This is a genomic window from Arenibacter amylolyticus, from assembly GCF_002150785.1.
Taxonomy (GTDB): domain Bacteria; phylum Bacteroidota; class Bacteroidia; order Flavobacteriales; family Flavobacteriaceae; genus Arenibacter; species Arenibacter amylolyticus.
This window is the reverse complement of the sequence record NZ_MTAZ01000005.1, coordinates 1-19,781: the sequence shown is the minus strand read 5'-3', so window position 1 is coordinate 19,781 and position 19,781 is coordinate 1. Positions and strand designations below refer to the sequence as shown.

The 19,781-nt window shown below is 42.0% G+C and carries 14 protein-coding genes; 7 read left to right on the top strand and 7 right to left on the bottom strand.

What is annotated here, in order from left to right; translation table 11 throughout:
- Nucleotides 1-156 precede the first annotated feature (156 nt).
- From BV214_RS03145 to rlmB, 6 genes are all read left to right on the top strand, one after another.
- Nucleotides 157-3,366: a SusC/RagA family TonB-linked outer membrane protein gene (locus BV214_RS03145; RefSeq protein WP_176328446.1), complete on the top strand. Its 3,210-nt coding sequence runs from the start codon at nucleotides 157-159 to the stop codon at nucleotides 3,364-3,366.
- Between the two features lie 17 nt (nucleotides 3,367-3,383).
- Nucleotides 3,384-4,766, top strand: a complete 1,383-nt coding sequence (locus BV214_RS03140; protein WP_086476042.1) for a SusD/RagB family nutrient-binding outer membrane lipoprotein — start codon at nucleotides 3,384-3,386, stop codon at nucleotides 4,764-4,766.
- 17 nt (nucleotides 4,767-4,783) lie between these two features.
- Nucleotides 4,784-5,695: a DUF1735 domain-containing protein gene (locus BV214_RS03135; protein WP_086476041.1), complete on the top strand. Its 912-nt coding sequence runs from the start codon at nucleotides 4,784-4,786 to the stop codon at nucleotides 5,693-5,695.
- A 644-nt stretch (nucleotides 5,696-6,339) separates the two neighbouring features.
- Nucleotides 6,340-9,552: a SusC/RagA family TonB-linked outer membrane protein gene (locus tag BV214_RS03130; RefSeq protein ID WP_086476040.1), complete on the top strand. Its 3,213-nt coding sequence runs from the start codon at nucleotides 6,340-6,342 to the stop codon at nucleotides 9,550-9,552.
- A 4-nt stretch (nucleotides 9,553-9,556) separates the two neighbouring features.
- Nucleotides 9,557-10,921 carry a SusD/RagB family nutrient-binding outer membrane lipoprotein gene (locus BV214_RS03125; RefSeq protein ID WP_086476039.1) on the top strand — a complete coding sequence of 455 codons (1,365 nt, stop codon included), beginning with the start codon at nucleotides 9,557-9,559 and terminating at the stop codon, nucleotides 10,919-10,921.
- Nucleotides 10,922-10,994: 73 nt separating this feature from the next.
- Entirely contained in the window at nucleotides 10,995-11,744 is a 750-nt protein-coding gene (rlmB, locus tag BV214_RS03120; protein WP_086476038.1) for a 23S rRNA (guanosine(2251)-2'-O)-methyltransferase RlmB, read from the top strand.
- Between the two features lie 48 nt (nucleotides 11,745-11,792).
- Here the strand turns inward: rlmB and BV214_RS03115 are convergent, their stop codons facing one another.
- On the bottom strand, nucleotides 11,793-12,551 hold the full coding sequence (locus BV214_RS03115) for a rhomboid family intramembrane serine protease (protein WP_086476037.1): 759 nt from the start codon (nucleotides 12,549-12,551) through the stop codon (nucleotides 11,793-11,795).
- Nucleotides 12,552-12,642: 91 nt separating this feature from the next.
- On the opposite strand from BV214_RS03115, the gene BV214_RS03110 reads away from it, so the two are divergent.
- The gene (locus BV214_RS03110; protein ID WP_086476036.1) at nucleotides 12,643-13,920 is read left to right on the top strand and encodes a replication-associated recombination protein A; all 1,278 of its coding nucleotides are present in this window, start codon (nucleotides 12,643-12,645) and stop codon (nucleotides 13,918-13,920) included.
- Between the two features lie 51 nt (nucleotides 13,921-13,971).
- Here the strand turns inward: BV214_RS03110 and BV214_RS03105 are convergent, their stop codons facing one another.
- From BV214_RS03105 to radC, 6 genes are all read right to left on the bottom strand, one after another.
- Complete coding sequence (locus BV214_RS03105) at nucleotides 13,972-14,847, bottom strand: hypothetical protein (RefSeq protein ID WP_086476035.1); 876 nt, start codon at nucleotides 14,845-14,847, stop codon at nucleotides 13,972-13,974.
- Between the two features lie 12 nt (nucleotides 14,848-14,859).
- Entirely contained in the window at nucleotides 14,860-16,299 is a 1,440-nt protein-coding gene (locus tag BV214_RS03100) for a DUF5723 family protein (protein WP_086476034.1), read from the bottom strand.
- A complete protein-coding gene (locus tag BV214_RS03095) occupies nucleotides 16,296-16,841 on the bottom strand; it encodes a hypothetical protein (RefSeq protein ID WP_086476033.1) in 546 nt (181 codons plus the stop codon). Before BV214_RS03095 ends, BV214_RS03100 begins: the two co-directional genes overlap by 4 nt.
- A 53-nt stretch (nucleotides 16,842-16,894) precedes the next feature.
- Nucleotides 16,895-17,584, bottom strand: coding sequence for a YjjG family noncanonical pyrimidine nucleotidase (locus BV214_RS03090; protein ID WP_086476032.1), 690 nt, complete (start codon nucleotides 17,582-17,584; stop codon nucleotides 16,895-16,897).
- Nucleotides 17,574-18,872: a polysaccharide deacetylase family protein gene (locus BV214_RS03085; protein WP_086476031.1), complete on the bottom strand. Its 1,299-nt coding sequence runs from the start codon at nucleotides 18,870-18,872 to the stop codon at nucleotides 17,574-17,576. Before BV214_RS03085 ends, BV214_RS03090 begins: the two co-directional genes overlap by 11 nt.
- Nucleotides 18,873-18,995: 123 nt before the next feature.
- The gene (gene radC / locus BV214_RS03080; RefSeq protein WP_086476030.1) at nucleotides 18,996-19,694 is read right to left on the bottom strand and encodes a RadC family protein; all 699 of its coding nucleotides are present in this window, start codon (nucleotides 19,692-19,694) and stop codon (nucleotides 18,996-18,998) included.
- Nucleotides 19,695-19,781: the final 87 nt, after the last annotated feature.

Sequence of the window (19,781 nt, the reverse complement as noted above, 5' to 3'; positions counted from 1 at the left end):
ATAAATCCCCCTGCAATAGAAGCGATTGTTAATTATGAAAGAAAACAACCCGTATTTGTTGGATTCATGACTCAAAACTTAAAGTTTTATTAAAATTATTTTTTTTATTAACATCTATTTATGATTTTTGCTCCAGCTAATTCAAATAATTTTAAAATGAAAACAAAACTAAATGGAATCCTAACGCTATTCCTAGCGTTAGTGGTGCAACTTGCTTTTGCACAGGAAAAAACGATTTCAGGGACGGTGACGGATCAAGATGGTCTCCCCCTCCCTGGAGTAAACATTCTTGTGCAGGGCACTACTTCGGGCACACAAACCGATTTTGATGGAAACTATTCGATAAGTGCTTCTGAAGGCCAAAGCCTTATTTTCACTTATATAGGACAGACAACCGTACGGCGAACCGTTGGATCTGGTAACACTATAGATGTTCAGATGAAAGAGGACGCCCAAGCATTGGAAGAGGTGGTTATTACCGCGATAGGTATTACCAGGAGCGAAAAAGGACTAGGCTACAACGTACAAACGGTAGATGCCGAAGCTATTAGCTCTAAGCCCAACGCCGATGTGGTTAACTCACTTTCTGGAACAACTTCTGGGGTACAGATTGTAAACTCTTCTGGTGAGGCAGGTGCATCTACCTTTATCACCATTCGTGGATCTGCATCCATTACTGGTAACAACCAGCCTTTATTTGTTGTTAACGGACTTCCTATAGCTTCTGGCGGTGGTTCTAGTGGTACTGGTGGAGTAAACACTTCTAGCCGTTCCATAGACATTAACCCAGATGACATTGCCAGCGTATCTGTTCTTAAAGGAGGTGCTGCAACTGCCTTGTACGGTGTTAGGGCTGCCAACGGTGCTATTATCATCACCACAAAGTCTGGTAAAAACCTAAACGCCAAGAAAATTGAGGTTCACAGCTCCATAGGGGTAGATGTAATTTCCCATGTACCGGGAAGACAAGACAAATACTCCCAAGGAAGTGGAGGCGCTTGGGCTGGCGGTAGCGCTACCTCTTGGGGCGCCCCTATTGCCGAATTGGAATATGACGGAGACAGCTCCTACAAGTGGGATCCTTTTGGAAGATTGGTACCTAAAGGCACTGGCAACGGTATGCCGGCAAAAGCCTATGATGTTTATGATTTCTTCCAACATGGTTCGGTAAGCAACAACAGCATCAGCATTAGTAACGGAAACGATCAAGGAGACTACTTCTTCTCACTATCTAACAGAGAACAAGAAGGTATTATACCTAATAACACCTATGGTAGAACCACGGTAAGATTAAATGCCAACACCAACATTTCAGATAATATCAAGTTTGGTGCAGATATGGCTTACACCAATTCTAGAGCAGTCCAAATCCAAAAGGGTTCTAACGTATCCGGTATTATGCTAGGGCTATTACGAACTGCCACTACCTTTGACAACAGTGCTGGATATGAATTCCCGGATGGATCCCAACGTAACTACAGAAACGGTGGAGGTTATGACAACCCCTATTGGATTTCTAACAACATTGCCTTTGATGAGGATGTAAACCGTTTTACCGGAGGTGTTAATTTAAACGTGAAATTTACAGATCATCTAAGCTTAACGTACAACACAGGTATTGACTGGTACAACAGACGCTATGTGGATAGGTTTAAAATAAACTCTAGAGGTAATCCAAGAGGGTATTTGGGTGAGTATATGAATTTCAACAGCGTATTCAACTCCGACCTTCTTTTAAACTATCGCAATGACATCACTGAGGATTTAAACTTGAGTCTTACGGTAGGAAACAACTACTATTCCACCAACAGTAAATTTCTTTTTGGAGATGCAACCGGATTGGAAATTCCAGATTTTTATCAGCTAAACAACACCAGTAACAACACCACCTCTACGGGCACAAGCCGCTCTAGAACCATGGCTGTTTTTGCTGATCTTCAATTAGCCTGGGACGATATGATCTTTTTAGGTTTAACCGGTAGAAATGATTGGGCCACTACGATGCCGAAGAAAAACAATAGCGCTTTTTACCCTTCCGCAAGTTTAGGTTTTGTATTCACTGAAATTGATGGATTAAAAAACAATCCCGTCCTATCTTTTGGTAAATTGAGGGCTTCTGCTGCTACTACTGCAAACATTGCCCCTGCCTACCAAACTACCAACAACTTTGTAGCTGCAGGTACAGCTGATGGTTGGACAGGTGGTGTAGAATTCCCCTATGCAGGTCAGACCGGATTTGCTGTTAGCTCTGGCTTAGGAAACCCGGATCTAAAACACGAAACCCAGGATTCTTGGGAAGTAGGAGCCGATCTAAGGTTCTTTAATAGTCGCTTAGGAGTAGACTTCACTTATTTCAACAACAACAATACAGACCTGTTGATGAGTGTGCCTATTGCAGCCTCTTCTGGATTTACCTCCGTATTCCTAAACGCCGCCTCCATGGAGTCTAAGGGTATAGAGATTAGCTTAAACGCCACGCCGGTAAAGACCGAGAACTTTCAGTGGGATTTTGTTGCCAACTATACTGAATTCAGTAACATCGTTACCAAATTGGCCGATGGTGTGGACAATATCTTCTTAGGTGGATTTACCACCCCACAAGTAAGAGCCGTTGTTGGTGAAGAATACAGAAGTATTTTTGGTGAGGACTGGTATAGGGATGCCAATGGAAACGTAATCATCAACGATGATCCAACCGATAATTTCAGGGATGGCTATCCAATGACCAATACCGCTCAAGGATTGGTTCCCATTGGAAACTTCAACCCGGATTGGACGGCCAACATGACCAACACGCTTACCTACAAGAACCTAAGCCTATCTTTCTTAATAGATGTAAAGTCGGGCGGGGTTATGTACAACGGAACTGCCTTTGCAATGAACTTCTTTGGGGTACATGAGCGTACGGAAAAAAGAGAGGTATATTACAATACCGATGGCAGCATCGACTTTGACAGAACTCCTGCAGAAAACATCGTAGTGATGGATGGAGTATACGGTCATATAGATGATGACGGCAATGTAGTTTCTAGTGGTGTTAAGAACGTTACTCCCGTAGTTCAGGACCAAGCTTGGTTCCAAGGAGCTGGTAGTAACTTTGGTGGAGGGCCATCCTCGGCCGCAATGGAGCCCGCAGATTGGGTTAGGCTAAGAGATTTAACCGTCGCTTACAACTTACCTGAAATATCTCCGCTAATCAAAGACGCTCAAATTTACTTTTCCGGTAGGAATCTTTGGATAGACACCCCTTATACAGGCATCGATCCAGAAACGAACCTAGGGGGAGCAACCAACGCCCAAGGTATGGACTACTTTAACAGTCCAGGCACCAGAAGTTTCACTATGGGCCTTAAATTGACCTTCTAATTGTAAAAAACAAAATCATGAGAAAAAATAAAAGCAACATATATAAAAACCTGATGGCGGTAATAGGCTTATTACTTGTATCAGTGTCTTGTAACAATTGGATCGACCACGATCTAAACATTGATCCAGATGCTCCTGCAGATGTTCCAATGAGCCTACTTTTACCGGCCATTCAGCAGTCTATGGGGTACAACCTTCTAGGAAACAACACCGTAAGGACCAACAACATCTGGATGCAACACTTTGATGGAACGGATAGGCAGTCCTACACCGAAACCAGGTATCAATTAACCCCGGCAGATGTAAATAACGTATGGGGGTCTATTTATACTGAAATGATGATGAACAGTACCCTGATTGTAGACAAGGCAAGTACTGAAGCAGCACCTTCACCCCATTTTGAAGGGGTTGGACAAGTATTGTTGGCCACCACATTAGGTATTACCACGGATCTTTTTGGATCTATCCCTTACACCGAGGCCTTTCAAGGCTCGGAGAATGTTTTGTCTCCTGCCTATGACACTCAGGAATCCATCTACAACAGCATATTTTCGCTGTTGAATTCGGCGGTGACCAATTTGAATAGCTCCACAAATACCATCCCTGTAGAAGGTGATGTTATCTATGGTGGCGACTTGAACAAATGGAAGAAAGCTGCGAACTCTATTAAAGCGCGGCATCATTTACAGCTTTCCAAAGTAAACGGAAATGCAGCATACACCGCAGCTTTAGAGGCAGTAGCTAAAGGATTTACTTCTAATGCCGATGATATGCTAGTACCATTTGAGGACAAGAACCGTAACCCCATCTACCAATTTATGGAAGAGCGTACAGATATTAGAATGGGCGCTACCTTAATTGATCTTTTGGCTTCTAACGATGACCCTCGTCTTCCTTTCTACGCAGAAATGGATGCAGACGGAAATTATACGGGTAGTACACCAGGAGGACAAAATGATGCTGCTTCCAAACCGGGAGAAAACATAGCAGGATTTGATGCTTCCACCAAATTAATGACCTATTCAGAATTAAAGTTCATTGAAGCTGAAGCTAAGTTAGCTTTAGGTCAGGCTGGTGCTCAGGAAGCCTATGAAGCTGCAGTTGCTGCTTCTGTATTAAGGGTTACCGGAGAGGCCAACCAAGCTTGGTTAGATGCTAACATCAATGGGGTTCCAGTTTCCCTAGAGGGCATTATGACCCAGAAATATATTGACGGTGTTGCTACCAACCAGCCCTATGCAGATTGGAGAAGAACTGGACTACCTGCACTTGAATTGGCAGAAGGTGCAGTAATTCCAAATATACCAACAAGGTTTCCATACGCTCAAAGCGAATTGGACTACAATAGTGAGAACGTACCGGCGGTTACCATTTCGGATAAATTATGGTGGGATCAATAAAATTAAAAAGATAAAAGATGAAAAATAAAATCATATATTCAGCTCTACTACTGGTTGGCGCACTATTTGCGGTTTCCTGTGAGTACGATGAAACAGAATTTGCTAAACTAACCAACAATGCTCCAGACCCTAATGCCACCTATTACGTGCAGTTTAAGGATGCATCTAAAGACCTGGAATCAGGGGTAGACGAGTCTGGTAATTTGGTAGACATTGAGACCTCGATTGTGGTTGCTATTCTGGGTACTCCTCAGTCCGCAGATATCACGGTGAACTTAGAAGTAGACCCCTCTACCACCATAGCATCCAATATGTACGAGCTGTCCTCAACATCCGTAACAATCCCTGCTGGTTCTACAGGAGGATCTGTAACAATGAAAACCAACACCTCGGAAATGCCCGTTGGCGAGAAGTTACAATTGGTCTTAAATATTGACGCAGGAGCCAATACCGCTACAGCTGGGACCAAATTAACATACCAGCTTATGCGAATCGCATTTTGCCCATTAGAGAACGGTACTGCAGACCTTGCTGGATCCTATGCCTCTACCATAGACCTTAACGGTTACGGCGACGCTATTACTGCGACGGAGGTAGATGGTAAACTATCCATTTCTGGACTAGGGGTGTCATTTATTAATAACTTCTGGGGTGAAGATGTGATTGCTGGAGGCACTATTACTGCCGAAGTAGCAGGAAATGGCGTTATCACCATTCCAAGACAGTATATCTATACCACCACCTATCAAGGCGATCCGTATGAGTACGAAATAGCTGGAACAGGGAAATGGACTAACTGTGACGCCAAACCAACACTAGTGATAGATTATGATATCTATTATGTGGGTGAAGACCAAGGTCTTGCATCACAATATTTCCCAACCTACCTAGCATCATCTACTTTAGGAGGCACCTTTACTATGAATTAATTTTCAAAAAGTACATTCACAACCTATTACCTAGGTAAAACTACAAAGGGGCATTCATAATTTTTTGAATGCCCCTTTTACTTTTATAAGATGTTAAATCAAGAATTGCCATACTATGCCAGCATAAGTGTTACCTCCTTAGGCACATAACTTTCATCCTAATTTTTAGCTAGAAGCACGCTATACCTTAACTCCCTATCCCTCTAAGAAAATAGCGTTCTCTTACTAAAAATGGGAACCCTAATTTACAAAAACGGCATCCCTACCCTTCCATCCCGGTGATAAAACAAAACTTTATCTACAAAAACAACCAACGAAGAGTAGCGTCAAACTTTACCACCCTATTATGCCAGGTTCAGTTGAAAAGAGGACAACTTACATGCTAGCAAAAAGAGGGCTCTAATTAAACCTCATCCTAACAATAAATCCAATTCCAAAAGTTGTTCGATTCGGATAATAATAAATATCTCCTACAAGATTTACGAAAATAAAATACTTTTTAAAAGAATTTATTTTTCATTTTGTAACAATTATAAGTATTTTTTTAACAAACCATCAATGCATTGCTATATTTTTTGTTAATTCAATTGTTTAGTTAACATTCTTTTATGAATTTTACAATAGGATATTCAAATAAATATATTATGAAAACAACACTACATGGAATCCTGACGCTATTTTTAGCATTGGTTGTGCAACTTGCATTTGCACAAGAGAAAACAATTTCAGGAACGGTCACGGATCAAGACAATCTACCGCTCCCTGGAGTTAACATCCTTGTACAGGGTACCACAACCGGGACTCAAACCGATTTTGATGGTAATTACTCCATTAAAGCAAGCGAAGGACAGACTTTAGCATTCTCTTTCATAGGTTTTCAAACCGCTGAAAGGGTTGTTGGTGCAGGTAGCACCATCAACGTACAGATGGAGGAAGACACAGAGGTACTGGAAGAGGTGGTGGTAACCGCTCAAGGTATTAGGGCACAACCCAGATCTTTAAGTTATTCCGTACAGTCCGTAGATTCGGAAGACATTACTAAGTCTAGGGAGACCAACTTAGTGTCTGCCTTAAGCTCTAAGGCCGCTGGGGTTCAAGTAACCACCTCATCGGGATCGGTAGGCGCATCGGCAAATATTAGAATTCGTGGTAATACTTCCATCACCCGTTCAAATTCTCCCTTGTTTGTCGTAGATGGCGTACCCATTGACAACTCCTCATTCTCGGAAGACCCCACCCAAACCTTTAATAACTCTAGTGTAGGGGGAAGTGATTTTTCCAACCGTGCCATAGATATTAATTCCAGTGATATTGAATCGGTCAATATACTTAAAGGAATTGCCGCCCAGACCCTTTATGGACTTCGTGCGGCAAATGGGGTTGTTCTCATTACCACCAAGAAAGGTAAAGCGGGTAAGACTAGGGTTACACTGACCACCTCTAGCACACTATCTGATTATAACCAGGTACCCTCCTTACAAAAAATATATGCTCAGGGACGTCACAATAACGGGTTGGAATATAGAGGGCCTGAAACTTTTGAGGGCGATTCTTGGGGACCAAAAATATCCGATCTGGAGTTTGACGGTGACACTTCCTATCCCTTTGATAGGGGCGGTCGTCTAGTTCCTGCCGGAACAGGAAATGGCACTCCCGCTAGAGCGTATGATCACTATGATTTTTTTAGGACCGGAGATGCTATTGATATCAACTTAGCTGTCAGTGGAGGAAATGAAAACATTAACTACAGGGCATCAATTGGAAGATTAACCCAAAATGGAATTTCCCCAAACGAAGAATTTGAACGCAAGACCTTTAGATTGGATATGCAGGCTAAGTTAAATGAAAAGATCACCTTGGACGCTTCTGGCCAGTACACCAATTCCGGAGGTGTTAGGGTGCAAAGGGGATCCAATATATCGGGTATTATGTTAGGATTGTTACGTACCACTCCTACTTTTGACAACGGTAATGGTCTTAGGGGACAAGCCGCTGCTGATAGTCCAGCATCCTATTACTATGACATCGCTGGTTCTGAACTACCGGGACATAGAAGTTATCGTGATGGTATTTACAACAACCCGTACTTTACAGTTGCCAAAAACCCAAACTTGGATGACGTAAACCGGACCATAGGTAAATTGGGCCTGACCTACGCCTTCAATGATTGGCTCAGTTTTAAATCATCCGGCTCCATCGATAGATACACCGATACTAGAAAAATTGGTTTTGATATCCTAGATGCCAGTTTTGGAAATGGCCGTACCCTCAATGATGTTATTGCCAATCAGGATATAAACTGGAATTTCCTTATTAGTGCAAATCATGATTTCAGCGAGAAGATTGGGATAACCGCTAATATTGGTTATGACGGGTATTATAACAAGAGTAATAGGCAAACCGTCATTGGCGATGGGATGACCATTCCCGGATTCTTTAATTTAAGCAACGTTGAAACTACACAGGCTTCGGAAATTTCCAACTCAAAAAAACTTATCGGAGCCTTTGCAACGGCTACTATAAGTTACGACAATATGATTTTTTTAACACCGTCCTTTAGAAATGACTGGTCTTCTACCCTACCCGTTGGCGATAATACCTTTCAATCTTATTCCATTGGGGGCAGTTTTGTATTTAGCGAATTGCTCAACGCAGATTCTTTTATTAATTATGGTAAGCTAAGGGGGTCCTGGGGTAAATCCGGTAATGATGCGCCTGTCTATGCCACCATCACCAATTTCATAGGCACCTCTGTAAGTGGTGACGGATTTATACAAAATGTCACTTTCCCCGCTTACGATGCTACTTCTTTTGAGCGGTCTTCAAGAGCTGGCAACCCGATATTAAAGCCTGAGGAAACCACGGAGTTTGAGGTAGGCTTAGAATTAGGTATGCTAAGGAACCGATTGAAGTTCGATTTCTCCTATTATGACAAAGAAACATCTGACCAGATAATTCCAGTGGATGCTGCTCCTTCTTCCGGGTTTATAGACCGATTTGAAAATGTTGGAATCGTTTCCAATAAAGGTTATGAAGTAACTTTAAGTGGTACACCCATCAGAACGGATGATGTTTCTTGGAATGTGAGTGTTAACTGGACCACGTATGAAAATGTGGTAGAAGAACTAGTAGAAGGTGTTGAAAGTGTCACATTAAACGGTTTTTCCAGTACCAGTTCACGTGCGGTTGCCGGAGCATCCTATGGAGTTATTTTTGGCTCAAGATTCCTTAGAAACGAAGCGGGAGCTATATTAATAGATGATGACGGTTATCCGCTACAAAATCCTGAAGATGGTGTTGTGGGAGATCCCATTCCGGATTGGCTTGCCGGAATTAGCTCCTCCCTAAGATATAAAGGCTTTGGTCTTTCTGTCCTGTTCGACATTAGAGAAGGTGGTGATGTATGGTGCGGTACCTGCGGCATCTTAGACTATTTTGGGGTTTCGGAGGCCACATTGATCCGGGATCAAACTACTTTATTTCCAGGAATTGTTGAGTCTACCGGCGCAGCAAATACCCAAACTGTCCCTTACTCAGACCCATCGATCAGCGAGAATAATAACTGGTGGAGACGCTATGGATTTGGGGGGCTTTCCGAAACCGCTATTTATGACGGCTCTTGGATACGCTTAAGAGAAATTACAGTTTCATACGATCTACCCTCTAAATGGCTTGAAGGCACCTTTATAGAAGCTATGTCCTTATCAGCTTTTGGACGAAATCTATGGTTGAACACCGATTATCCCGGTGTAGATCCCGAGACCAACTTGACCGGTGACACCAATGGTATTGGATTGGATTATTTTAATCAGCCCAACACTACAAGTTATGGCCTTAACCTAAAATTAAACTTTTAAGAAGATGAAAACTACAAACTTAATATTTGGCATGCTATTTATTGGCCTGTTGGCTTCTTGCGAAATCACGGATGTTAATGTGGATCCAGATAATCCATCTGCAGAATCTATTAATGCCGGAGCTATTTATCCTGGAATGATTGCCCAAACCCATAGGAATTCAGTGGCATTGGGTGGTAGAATAGCGGGAATAGTAATTCAACATTTTGAAGGCCTAGATGCACAGCAAATTGCCTATGGGCAATATAATATTGGAGAAAGCGATACGGACGACCTATGGGACTTTGGTCTTTATGGAGCTGGTTCTATGAGGGATTGCTTTGTAATAATGCAAAATAGTGAAGGAGAGGTAAGTGCATTGGCTAAATTATATATGGCCGCCAACTTAGGGGTTGCCATAAGTACTTGGGGAGATGTCCCATACTCTGAAGCCTTTATAGGGGACGCGGGAAATCTAAACCCCGTATATGACAATCAATTAGCTCTTTACGGTACTATTCAGACGCTGTTGGATGAATCCCTTTCCGAAGGTGTGAAATCTGGCATTGGTGCATTTATGGGTGCAGGATCCACAGGCAATATAGATTGGGAAAAAACCGCGCATGCCTTAAAGGCACGTTACTACTTGCACCTTACGTCTGTTGATGGTACAGCTGCCCAAAGCGCCCTACAGGAAGCTCAACAAGCCTTTAGCAGCACCTCGGAACAACCAGATTTTATCTATAGTTCACCAGCGCAAAACGCAAACCCTTTCGCACTTTTCGACAATGACAGGCCCAGCACTTTAGGATTTTCAACATCGCTTTTTACTATGATGACCGGAGACCCCAGATTACCTTTCTATACTACCGATGGGGAAAGCTTTGCCGGCGTACCCGGTTTGTTTTGGGGACAATTTGAATCTCCTACCCCACTCATTTCGTATTGGGAAGTGAAATTCATTGAAGCGGAAGCGATTGTTAGGACCGGAGGCTCCGATGCAGCTGCATTGTCGGCTTTACAAGAGGCAGTAATGGCCAATATGCTTTACGTAGGGGTTACCCAAGCTGATGCGGATACCTACACCAATACCTTGGCACTTACAGGTAGTGAGGCCAATAAAATAGAAACCATTATTGTGGAAAAATACAAGGCTCTGTATGGAAACGCCCCGTTTGAAGCATGGGTAGATTACCGTAGAACCGGATTTCCAAATTTGACGCCCAATCCGGATGCCGTTCCCAGTAATAATCCCTCTGGGGTAATACCGAGGCGATTTTTATACCCCCTTTCTGAGCGCACCACTAATTTAGCAAATTATGAAGCTGCTATTTCTGCACAAGGCGGACATTTACTGGATGATGATTTAGCATCATTTCCAAGCAACTAAAACAAAAGGATTTTCATCTTCATAAAGCCATCTGCCTAGCGGCGGGTGGTTTTTTTTATCTACCTTTGCGTCTATGGAAAAAACAACCCAAATTTACGGTATTAGAGCCGTTATGGAGGCCATCAATGCCAACGAGCCCATAGATAAAGTCTTTATCCAGAAAGGATTAAAAGGCGATCTCTCTCGGGAGATGGAGACCCTACTTCGCAAGAAGGGCATCAGCGCCTCTTATGTCCCCGTTGAAAAACTAAACCGCATTACCAAAAACAACCACCAAGGAGTGGTAGCCAACATATCTCCTGTTGACTTTCTTTCCATAGAGGAATTAATTGCACAAGTAGCGGAGAAAGAAACGGCCCCTCTTTTTCTTTTATTAGACCAACTTTCCGATGTCCGTAATTTTGGCGCAATTATTAGAACTGCAGAATGCACAGGCGTAGATGGAATAATTATTCAGAAGAGAGGAGCAGCACCCGTTACCGCCGACACCGTTAAGACTTCGGCCGGAGCTGCTTTTAGAGTACCTATTGCAAAGGTAGACCATATAAAAGATGCCGTTTTCTTTTTACAGGCATCAGGAATTCAAGTGGTTGCCGCCACGGAAAAAACAGACAACACCCTTTATGAGGTATCGTTATCTGCCCCCACGGCAATCATTATGGGATCTGAAGATCAAGGCATCTCCCCCTCCATCCTAAAAGCCTCGGATCATATGGCCAAATTGCCTATGCTGGGAACCATTGGATCCCTTAATGTATCTGTAGCTTGCGGCGTTTTCCTATACGAGGTAGTACGGCAGCGTTTGGGCAAAACCTCCAAATAAACGAAACATATTGTTACCAGGCTGGCGGCCCCTAGTGGGCCACCACACCTACTCCCTACTATCAGCGGAGTCCCCTTTTTCCGACTTCCTATAGTGGTAAATAATACTGGGTGGCTCTTTATGGGGCACCGCCTCCTGCTCGGATGGACGCTCAATAAAATTACCATCTTCATCAAAGTGTCTTAGGAACTCATCTTCCTCCTCATTATAATCTTCCCTTTCCCAATCGTATTTCCTAGGTTTTGGCAAGGAAGCCTTTACTAATAGGGCCAACAACAATCCCGTTGAGAATCCGCCTAAGTGCCCCTCCCAAGAAATCCCTTCCTTTACCGGAAAAATATACCACAGCATACTTCCGTAGATAAATACTACGATAAGGGAAAGTGCTACCAACCTGTAGTGTTTGGAAATAATTCCCTTAAAAAAAATGAAACTAGCCAATACATATATAAGACCACTTGCGCCAATATGAAAGCTAGGCCTACCAATTAACCAGGTAATAAAACCAGATATTAGTATTCCAAGTAGTAGCACTTTGGCAGTGATTCCCCTATAAAAATATGTCAAGCCAGCTGTAAGTATCGCCAACGGGAGGGTGTTATTGTACAGATGGTCTACCGATCCATGAAGGAAGGGACTAAAGATAATCCCCCTTAATCCGCTAAACGTTCTTGGATAGATACCATACTCGTTTAAGTTTACTTGGAATTTAATTTCTACCCAAAATACGGTCCAAATGGCAAGCACTGAAATTAGCGGCAATACAATGACCGAATTTGAATATTTAAAATACGATTGCTCCGTCATACTTGAAATATAAGTATAAAATCAACATCCCTGCCAAGATTCCATTTTTCGATAAAATGTCATCTATTTAAAAGTCTTATTTTTGTGCCCTATGAATAAACCACTTGCAGAAAGAGTACGCCCCAAATCACTGGAGGAGTACATAAGTCAACATCATCTGGTAGGTGAAAAGGGATCGCTTACCCATCAAATTAAACAAGGAATTCTTCCTTCCCTCATCCTATGGGGCCCCCCAGGAACGGGCAAAACCACCTTGGCCAATATCATTGCCGAGACCAGCGGAAGACCCTTTTACACTTTGAGTGCTATTAGCAGTGGTGTAAAAGAGGTAAGGGAGGTAATTGAAAAAGCTAAACAAAGCGGCGGTTTATTCACAACTAAAAACCCTATCCTTTTTATTGATGAGATCCACCGGTTTAGCAAGTCGCAACAAGACTCCCTTTTAGGTGCTGTTGAGAAAGGCTGGGTCACCTTAATTGGAGCGACTACCGAAAACCCCAGCTTTGAGGTAATCCCCGCGCTCCTATCCCGTTGTCAGGTCTACATCCTGAATCCGTTTGGAAAAGAGGACTTGGAAGCTCTTTTAAAAAGGGCCATGAATCTGGATACCCATCTTAAGAAAAAAACCATTCACCTGAAGGAGACCGAGGCACTGTTAAGACTTTCCGGTGGGGATGGCAGAAAACTATTGAACATCTTTGAGCTTATTATAAACTCCGAAGCCAAAGAGGAAATTAATATAACAGACGAACTGGTTTTAAGTAAGGTTCAGCAAAATACGGTGCTCTATGACAAAACTGGGGAGCAACATTACGACATCATCTCTGCTTTTATCAAATCTATACGCGGCAGCGACCCCAATGCCGCCGTATATTGGCTGGCTAGGATGATAGAAGGCGGAGAAGACGTGAAATTTATTGCCCGAAGACTGTTGATATTGGCCTCCGAAGATATTGGCAATGCCAATCCCACCGCATTGGTAATGGCAAATACCACATTCCAGGCAGTTACTACCATAGGATATCCAGAAGCGCGTATAATTCTAAGCCAGTGTGTTATTTATTTAGCCACCTCCCCTAAGAGCAATGCCAGCTATATGGCCATCAATAAAGCGCAACAAACCGTTAAACAAACGGGAGACCTATCGGTACCGCTACCTTTACGAAATGCGCCTACCAAACTAATGAAAGATCTAGGGTACGGGCAAGAATACAAATATGCACACGATTATGACCAAAACTTTGTGGACGAAGAGTTTATGCCGACCGAGTTAAAAGGGGCCAGCTTTTATAGCCCAGGCAACAATAATCGAGAAAATGCCATCAAGGAATTCCTTAAGAAGCGGTGGAAGAACAAGTATAAATTATAATCTAGGGGGTTCCTACGAAAGGAACTCCCTGGTTTGCAAAATACATTCGGATTAGAATTTAATGTTCATCTTTTTGTTCATCAGTTCGCCTCCCTCATAGTATTCGAACACCCAATTTCCACCTCTTTTATACAAGATTCCATTTGCTTCTTGCCAATTAGGTTTCGCCATATAAAAGTTACTGAAACTAGTCTGCTGCAAGATCATCACAATTTTAGGGGTGCTATCCACTAATTGGTAGCCATTGGGAATGGCCTGAGCATACAAAACATCGCTTTCCACCACATTTTTCACCTGCGTGGCAGTTTCGGTTAGCTGCCCTTCCCCTTGCTTAAAATCTGACTGCGCTGGAGTTAGATCCTTATAGGACTGCTCTTTCAAAGTAGCCTTTTGCTGCACCACAGGATCGTGCGTACTGTTTTTTGGTGCCTGGGTGGCAGTTTGCGAAATTCTTTTTACATCGTCCTTAAAACTAATCGTTACTGGCTCCTTATTAGCTGCCGGTTGGTATTGGTAATCTACATCGGACAGGGACTGCATACTTTCTTTTATGGCCCCTGAATACGCTGCTTTAAAATCTTTTTCTTTACTCCTTCCTTCCTTGGTTACATATACCTCTTTAGAGAAACAGTCCTTTAAACTAAGGGTAAGTTTAGTGGTAAACATGGAAGAATCATCGTTTAAGGACAATACCAGTCCCAAACATCTATTGTTCAACAAATCCTCTGGCATAGCATTGTCGTACACCGCATTAAATCCATTTTCCACCAATAAATATTTAATCAAGGTACTGGTCTGGTACTGATTCTCCTGCTTAAAGGCATCTAACTTAACAGGTACGATAATGTATTTATACTTATTTAATTCTGCCTGTGACATTCCTAAAAAACAATTCAGCAAAAAGATAGCAATCAGTAAATTTCTCATGTAAAACTCGGATTATTTCTTGCCCCAAGATATAATATTTAATCCAAACTGAAAAGAAGCATAGTGACTATCAGCCACATTCCCATAAGCTAGAAGGTTATCTGCCATTACATATAAATTAACCGGACCTGCTTGTAAACTTAGTCCCAATCCTATATTTGAAAATGAAAACTTATCTACCGTATAGGTAGCTTTTACGGCCAAGGCATGCCCGAAGCGACGCAGATAAAAGGCCGTTAAAGCAGCTTGCGGTCCCCTAGGCCTGTTAATAACATACAATTGTCCTCCCACCGCATTGTTGAAGTCTTTAAAACGCTGTCTGCCAAACACCAAATCCTTACAGTCACACCTACCACGAGATGGCATAGGCTTGCCAAAGTTATAGCGAAGAGACCCATATAGTTTAGTAGGTCTAAAGCTAAGATAGCTTTTTGTATTATTTTCATAGGGAATCAAAGATTCTACCTCCTCTATTAATTCTTGCCAAAGGTCGTCGTTAAGGTTAGAAAATGCCTCTGGCAAAATAAACTCTATTCCCTCTACGGTAGCCGCCCCATTTAGGCTATAGTTTTTTACATCGGTGGTATTGTAAATAAATCCAAGGTCTAACAAGCTACCCGTTAGTAGGGTTCTTTCGTTTAAGTGATAGGTAAACCCTAAATCCACACCCAGTCCCAAATCGCCCCCAAAAAACATTCTACGGCTAAGAACCTCAGATAAAGAAGTATTTTCGTTGTCGTCCAAGGCATCTTTAATTTCATCTAAACCAGAGGAGCGAAATTCCATATCTGCCACCAAGGTGTTAGCTCGTAGATTATTCTCTCCCTCCGTAGTAACAAAATACCCGCTGTTCTTTGTAGAGGAAGCATGAAATACACTTGAATATATTTTTGCCCTTGCCCCTACAGTAAGCTTTTTATGGATTCTTTTATTAAGTCCAAAATGAAACACATTCACCATTTCGGACCTAGCTTTTAAGTGGTCTAGATTAAACCTTCTTCCCAAATGAGGGGCATTGCCCTCAAATGCTAGGATGGCAAGATCCTTAAACCAATAGCCTATAGCATCTCCCTCCGTATAAATCCCGAAGGAATAAAAGTTATCTGGATTCCTTCCCCTAAATCCGGCATTAAGAAGGTGTGTTTGAAAAGTTCCGCTTAGTTCGTCCCTTATCCCCATCCTATCTATTGCCTTTTCCCGGACTTTATCATTAAAGTCTTCCCCATCATCCGCAAAAAGATCATGGACAGTGAGGGCATTGGAGCCTGCTTGAATAGACAGACCGGAAACAACCGGTAGACCGGCATACCACTGATAATCCGTCAGCATCCCGGGATTGACCATCAGGGCATCGGGGATTTCCGTGAAATCGTATAACAATTGTTTGTTCTGGGCTAGAAGCGGGACATTGCTCGTGAGCAATATCAATAAAATAATAGCCCAAGACCTCATCGTATCCGCATCGTAAATTCACCCATAGACCTAAAAATGATCTTTGGGTCTGGAAGGTTAGAAACACTGGTATTGTCGCCCAAGTTCTGCACATGAACCCTAATACTGGAGGTGTTTTTGATAATTTCTATGTTTTTACCAGAAGCGCCACCATAAGCTACCTCCTTTTCTACGGTAGCCGTTGGCCCTGGGTCTACGTGAATGTACATAGTATCCAGAATTAGCTTAGCTTCATCCAAAAACTCTACAGTGAGGTCTAATTCCTTGCTTGTGGTGTTTTCAATTTCATATATAATAGAACCTTCCAACACCCGGTCTGCAAAGATATCTTCATTAAATCCGTCAAAATTAAAATCCTGGCTTACGGAACCTCCTACAATAGGCTGATTAAATACATCTTCCGGCGCTTCCACATATAGGATACTTCCCTCAATGGTAGGCTCTATGAATAAATCATCCAATTGATCAAAATTCTGCTTCTCCACACAGGAAACTAGTCCTAGTAGCGTAATTATAGACAGAATTAAAATCTTATTTACCATAAGGTGCACATTGCAAAATCAGACTATAAGATCATGATCTACAATATACAACTTTATAAAAACAATTTTATTTCATTCAAGTTCTGAATAATTTCGCAATAATTATGCTTAGGTTCCTTATGGGCATTAAAATGAAGTACGTGAAATCCCACCCTTTGAGCCCCAATAATATCTGCCTCCACGCTATCTCCTATCATTATAGATCTTTGGGGAACTGCCTTGGCCTTATCCAGTGCTAATTGAAATATTAAGGGATCTGGCTTTTTTGCACCGGCCATTTCCGAATTAATAACCTGATTAAAAAAGTGGTCGATTTTGGCATTGCGCAATTTCCTATCCTGTACCTCCTGAAATCCGTTGGTAATGATATGAAGCTTGTATTTGGGTTGTAAGTACCCCAAGATCTCTAAGGCATTTGGAAATAGGTTATTATAGGAAGACAAGTGCTCTATATACTGATTGGCCAAATAATGTATAAGCTCATCACCTACCCCATACCTCAACGAGTCGAAGGTGTTTTTAAGCCTTTGATATCTCAACTCTTCTTTAGTGACTTTCCCCTCCCTATACTTCTTCCAAAATTCTAGGTTAATGGGAATATAGGTTTTTAAAAAGTCATCCAAATCCACCCCCACGGCACTTTCAGACAAAATCTTCTGGAAAGTAAGGGCAGAATTCTTTTCGAAATCCCAGAGTGTATGATCTAGATCGAAAAACACATCGGTAACCGTATTACTGTACATATACTTTCTTTAAAATATTTCTATATAACTCCTTCCAATTCAGCTTCGCTTCGCCCCCAAGCAGCTCATTAGAAAAAATGGTTACAAACGTACCATTTACCTTTTTCACTTCCAAAGCAAGAGACGCTACCACCTTAAGTGCCTCTTCTTTTGAATTGGTAGTTAACAAGCTATAATCATGGAGGGCAAATGGGTGAATTTCTATAGGCTGTTGAACCTCCAGAAGAATGTCATAAAAATAGAAAGGGGTGCAACTCCCCGCTCTAAATCCACTTTCATGGGTATAACCCATGGTATAATCGTTTGTAAACCCCGCATCCACTAAATTCCGATAGGTTTCTGGAATATCTACCCTGTTAAAACGCATGCGGGAGCTATTGATGGGTCTATGAATTACATTGGAAAGATTCTTTTTCTCTTCCATCAACAAGGTTTTGTTGTTAAAGGAACTGTACGAACAGCAAAGAGAAACCACCTCGTAATCTGCAACCGACTTAATAAGGTATTTAAATTTGTTATTACTGGGAGACACATTCTTGTCATAGGTAGAATATTCCGCAAATTGGAAAAAGAACCTGCCCTTAGCATTGTATTGTTTGTGCAATTCTATGAGCTCAAAAAAATTATCATAGGGATCCCTCTTTAATTTCATCAACACAGATATCCGATCTACCACCCGTCTTAATCTTAGAGAGACCAAGTCTAATAAGAAGCCCGAAATCCCCCTTACCAACCCCCTGTGCAAAAAACAATGGGAAGTGGTAACATCAATGATGGGGTTAAAACGGTATGATCTAGGCTTGTATTCCAATTCTGGAAATTTTTCTTTAAGCCCTTCCAATAACCTAAGCGCCCATATATCTACCACTGGAATCTGCAAAAAGTTATTCTGATACGCCAAACTGTCTTTCGGAGGAAACCTACCGTGGATATCCTTAACGTGTGGCAAATACTCCTCATACCTACTGAGTAAATAAAAACTAGCGGCAAAAATGTCGAAGGGCAGGTTACTCCTTTCCCCGGCGGCAAAAAAACAAGGTACGCCTTCCCAATCCGATACATGTATTTGAAGATCGTTAATTCCCTGCTCGAACAATAGATCATTGCTCCTTAAAAAAAACTCGTTTTGAAGTGGCTGCTTCGTATAGGTTATTTTGGGACCGGCGTGTTTTATAAAATCTTCCACTTTGGTTGTGAAGGAAACCTCTATACCCAAAATATTGGTGAATAAATGCTTCGTTATATATCTAAAGCGGGAAGTGATCTTATGGGTGTAAATAAGCAGCATAGTCTTTATTTTTCTCTAACGGGTTTTATTACCGATATCCTTTGGCGCCTCCCTATGACCGGAAAGAACCGATTGATATTTAGAAATACGTTTCTACCCGAAGCTAACACTTTAAATTAGTTTTTATAGCAGGCCTTCATCAGCAAAACTAAAGTATTCTTTTTGAGTAATGATAATATGATCTAACACTTTTATGTCCAAGGCTTGAGACGCCAACTTCAATTTTTGGGTTATCTGTTTATCGGCCTCACTGGGCTTAAGGGTACCTGATGGGTGGTTATGGGCAAGTATAAGGCCCACGGCTCCAAGCTCTAAAGCTTGCTTTAATACCAAGCGGACATCTACCAAGGTTCCGGTAATACCCCCTTTACTCTGCTGACCTGCAAAAAGAACTTTATTGGAGTTGTTAAGGTATACAATCCAAAACTCCTCATGGGGGAGTTCTCCCATTTTAGGCTGCAAAAGATTAAAAACACATCTACTGGAAGAGATTTTGGTAATCTTCTGTCCGTCTTCTCCCCTTCGCCTTCGTCCAATCTCTAAGGCAGCAACAATAGATACAGCCTTGGCCTCTCCAATCCCCTTGAACTTCATAAGCTGTTTTACGGAAAGTTTGCCCAATTCGTTAAGGTTATTATTTACCGAGGCCAAAATACGCTTGGAGAGCTCCACCGCACTTTCATTTCTACTGCCGGAACCGATAAGAATAGCAATCAATTCTGCGTCAGTTAGGATTGTCCGCCCCTTCTGGACCAGTTTCTCCCGTGGCTTATCATCATCGGACCAATTTTTTATGGAAAAGGTGGTAGATTTTTCTTGCATAGGTTAAAGATAAGAATTATAGTCTATTGGAGGATTTACTTTGAATCGAGTAGGAAGGTAGCCATTATTTGGCTACCTGTCCTCTCA